The sequence below is a fragment of the Caldisericum sp. genome (assembly GCA_022759145.1).
GTDB lineage: Bacteria > Caldisericota > Caldisericia > Caldisericales > Caldisericaceae > Caldisericum.
The window spans coordinates 1-3,758 of sequence record JAEMPV010000054.1; the positions used below are offsets into that span (position 1 = coordinate 1).

Annotated in this window: 2 protein-coding genes; both read right to left on the reverse strand. The window is 36.1% G+C overall.

Annotated features, from left to right (window positions below):
* Positions 1 to 305 precede the first annotated feature (305 nt).
* Positions 306 to 1,493 carry a hypothetical protein gene (locus JHC30_03755; GenBank protein ID MCI4463268.1) on the reverse strand — a complete coding sequence of 396 codons (1,188 nt, stop codon included), beginning with the start codon at positions 1,491 to 1,493 and terminating at the stop codon, positions 306 to 308.
* A 4-nt stretch (positions 1,494 to 1,497) separates the two neighbouring features.
* Complete coding sequence (locus JHC30_03760) at positions 1,498 to 3,471, reverse strand: ATP-binding protein (GenBank protein MCI4463269.1); 1,974 nt, start codon at positions 3,469 to 3,471, stop codon at positions 1,498 to 1,500.
* Positions 3,472 to 3,758: the final 287 nt, after the last annotated feature.

Here is a 3,758-nt window from a genome sequence, read left to right on the forward strand (position 1 = left end):
ACTGTGGTAAGGGATGATAAGACGCTTAGAAATCAAGCTGTAAACAATGAGGTTCTTAAAAAGCTTTATGAATTTAGGAATTGGTTGGTAAATTTCTGCGATAATCCCCAAAACAGACTTCCATTCCGTCGCAATGGACAACCAGCGACAAACAATAAAGGCGTACTTTCTCTTGAAGCACGAAAGAAAATCTTGGAAAAGGTATTAGAATTAGAAAAGCATACTGGATTACAAATTCTAAGACCAGAGGAAATACTAGAGATTAAGAAAATTTGGAAAGCCGATGCACGGCGATTTACAAGCTATTACATAAGAGAATACACCAAGCCTCTAATTCTGTCCTCAGATGGCAATTGTGCTTTAGCTACTTTTTCTGCCTCTTCAATAGGAAAAGGTTCAGAATAAATCCGCCTATGATCTGAGGGAAGGGGATACCTTTCTCGTAAAACCGCTTTTACAATTTCTTTCAAATCATCTTTGTTGTGTTCCCTTTTTAAAGTCTGAAGTTTTACAATCCCTATTGGAGTATCAAGAAAGTTAGGTAATCTTCTAAATCTCAACAGTGCAAAATCAAAGAGTTCATTGTAATCGGGTGAAGGATACAGATTGCTTTCGTCGTCTTCATCATCTTCAGGTCTTCCTACCCATCTATAATATTGAGATTCACTCAGGCTTAACATGTTAATTCTTACTTCGGCAGGGATTTTTCTTGGATATTTTATAAAGCCCACCACATTCATCAGCATAGCCTGATAAGTTTGTTTATCAATACCGAAAATATGTTTTACTCTGTTGTATCTATCTATCAATCCATCCTTTAAAATATAATAATCACTGAAACTGTCGCTTGCTTCCAGTAAACATCTAAACTCAAGTAATTCCATAATACGTCTAACCCTTGCTTTTGCAGCCTCCTTTATTTTTTGAGGATTGAACAAGTCTTCCCTGGAGATTAAATAATTGCCCTTTTGAACAACACCTCTCTTGGAAATATCACAGATAATGAGACAATTTTTATGTTTAAAAATCTCTCTCCCGCCTATTCTCGTATAGTCAAGGTCATCTTCCTTAAAACTCTGGAGTCCTCTAGCATTGAACCATCGACTAATCTGATTTATGAAATTCTCAACATCTGCATATGAAACTTCAGTTTGTGCTTCTTGTAAGTATTCTCTGTATGTTTGAAAAGGAAATAAAAGTAAGTATAAACTACTAGATATGTTTGTATTGAATAACTTTCTACCTTCTCTTCTTAAGGTAGCAGCCGAAACTACCGCAAGGTATAATGGCGTATAAGGTCTCGCTGTTCCCACATTATACAATCGCATAGTTCCATCTATGAAAATGTTAAAACTAAAGGATGGAGGACTAGTAAGATCAACAACTTCATGTCTTAGAGAACTTTTTTCATAGTATATGTCTGTTTGATCATAAAGAGGTTTACCCTCTTCTTCTAATACGCAATGTGGAATTAACCATCTACTTTTCGCCATTGCTTTATTCTCCAACTCTATGTAAAGGTATGGGATACCTTATGAAAATGGGAACCTTTATCGCTTCGTGAATTAATACCAATTGCCCAGCTCTTAAATTCTCTACACGCTTTTGCAGTCCTTCAGGCAATTTTTTGTAGAACTTGTTTGAAAGTTCTACATTGTCAGTTTTACCTATAAGGTAGGTGGAGCAGTTACCTAATATTTCCTCATCTATCTGAGAAGCAAACTGTTCTGCACCTATAAGAGATAAACCTATACTTCTCCCGCGGGCTGCAATTTCAATTAAGAAGTTTTTAATTGGAGAGTATGCACCCCTTGTAGAAGGAGCGAATTTGTTTAATTCATCTACGAATATAGCTACTCTTGAAGGAAAAGTTCTTAAATCTGGATCTCCTTGTTTTTTGCTTTCTAGGATAGAAGATAGATCAGAAAGAATAGAAAAGAACACCATTCTCTTTTCATTGTCCTTCAAAGGATTTATGTCTACTATCCAAAAATCACCCGCTTCTATATTGTAAATATTTAGAGGATGCCCCTTTGGTTTTTCTTTCTCCACAACCTTACTATGTAAAATTTTATTAAGACGGTTTAGAAATTTCTGAACTGTGCTGACGTGGTGGGTTGTATATGATATATTTATATGTTGGTTATCTCTGTGGTTTCTAAGCTTCGAATTAAGGTCATTTATTAGTTTCATGAAACTCGTATTATTATCTTTATACTGTTCAGCAATACTTAGAATGAGAGATTCAAACTTATCATCTATATCTGAGATATCAAACAGAGATAAAAACACATAAGGTCCTCTTTCTAGTAAATCCTGCAATCCATAAGAGTAATCTTTTGCCGGTTCAAAAATACGAGAATGTTCCTTGAAGATTTTTATCGGGTCTACACCCTCCTCTTTTGCTTTATCCCACATGGAAGCATCGTCTTTGTATTCCGGCATTTTTTCAAGTTCCGATATTGCATCGTCTAAACTGTTAAATTCAAAGTTCTTTACTGCTAGTAAGTCTTTTTCTTTGACATTAAAGCCTACTACTGCTAGAGACTTTGTCTCGTCCTGTTTGGATTTGGATAAAGCAGAAGCAATTAAAAACAGAGCATAGCTTGTTTTACCGGCTACGCCAGATTTTCCGGTAATATTCACGTGAGCAGCCTTGTATCCAAATATATATTCATAATCTCCATATACCGGTACAAGAGTAGAAAACCCATCTTCTACAAAACCAAGCAAGACTCTGTTTTCAGGCTTAACCATGTTCTGAAGGACACGTTGAATATTACTTGCCATAGATTTTCTTATTGTGTGGCTCTTGATAAAAGGAGCTTGTATACCATCATCTCTGTGGATAATCCTTGCCTTTCCAACTCTTATAACAGGAATTTCCGTTGGAGGTTCTTCTTCTGGCTGTCCGTAACTAAAACCGTAAAAGTCGGAAATCGGCGTTTCTCTATCAGAAACAGAATATATTTCTTCCACTGTAGCAATAGCTATTTTAGTATCTGCAAGGTTTACTTCAATAAATTCTCCAGGTTCTATGTGGATATCAGTGTCTGATTTTAGCCAGAAATAAAAGTCATATGGAGTAGCTGGGGTGTTTCTTGTAATGGTTACTCTGCCAATTATTCCGCTAAGTTGATCTGATATCTCTTGAAATTTAGCTTCATCTTTTTTGTCTTCCTTCACTGGCTCATCAAGAAATCCATATTTATCAGCACGGCTCCTTATTTTCTCAAGGATTAACTTAAGTAAGTCGGCTCTCGCAGGATTTCTTTTTTCTATACCTGGGATTGTCTTATTCTCCCATAACCAAAGATTATTGGGTAGCTTAGATTCTTTTATGCTTTTGATAATTCCCTCAATTTCTCTATCTATTTCTGTTCTATACATTCCAAATCGTTCTTTTAGGAATCCCCGGATCTTTCCATTATTTTTAAGATCTTGTTCTAGCTCCTCCCATTTTATATTCATATAACCCCTCCAACTGTTAATTAAAAATATAACTCACGTTACTACCTCAACCAGCCTTGAGGGTTTATTAGGATAATATAATTAAGGATAATACCTCGGGTGAGAAATTAGCCCTATATTTGAGACTTTCTGAAAAGGCTATAGCCTATAGCGTAGCCATAGAGTTTTGTCCGGTCCGAAGGCATTTTGGAAATCGGTCTGACCGTTGTCCCGTAATACAGGTTTCAGAGGGGGAGGTTGTCTTATCCTACATTTCGGCGGTGTAGGATAAGATTTTTTGTCTTTTG

Bases quoted from the DNA above. Each gene is read 5' to 3' on its own strand.
- JHC30_03760 (MCI4463269.1), bottom strand. From the start codon at position 3,471: ATGAATATAAAATGGGAGGAGCTAGAACAAGATCTTAAAAATAATGGA.
- JHC30_03755 (MCI4463268.1), bottom strand. From the start codon at position 1,493: ATGGCGAAAAGTAGATGGTTAATTCCACATTGCGTATTAGAAGAAGAG.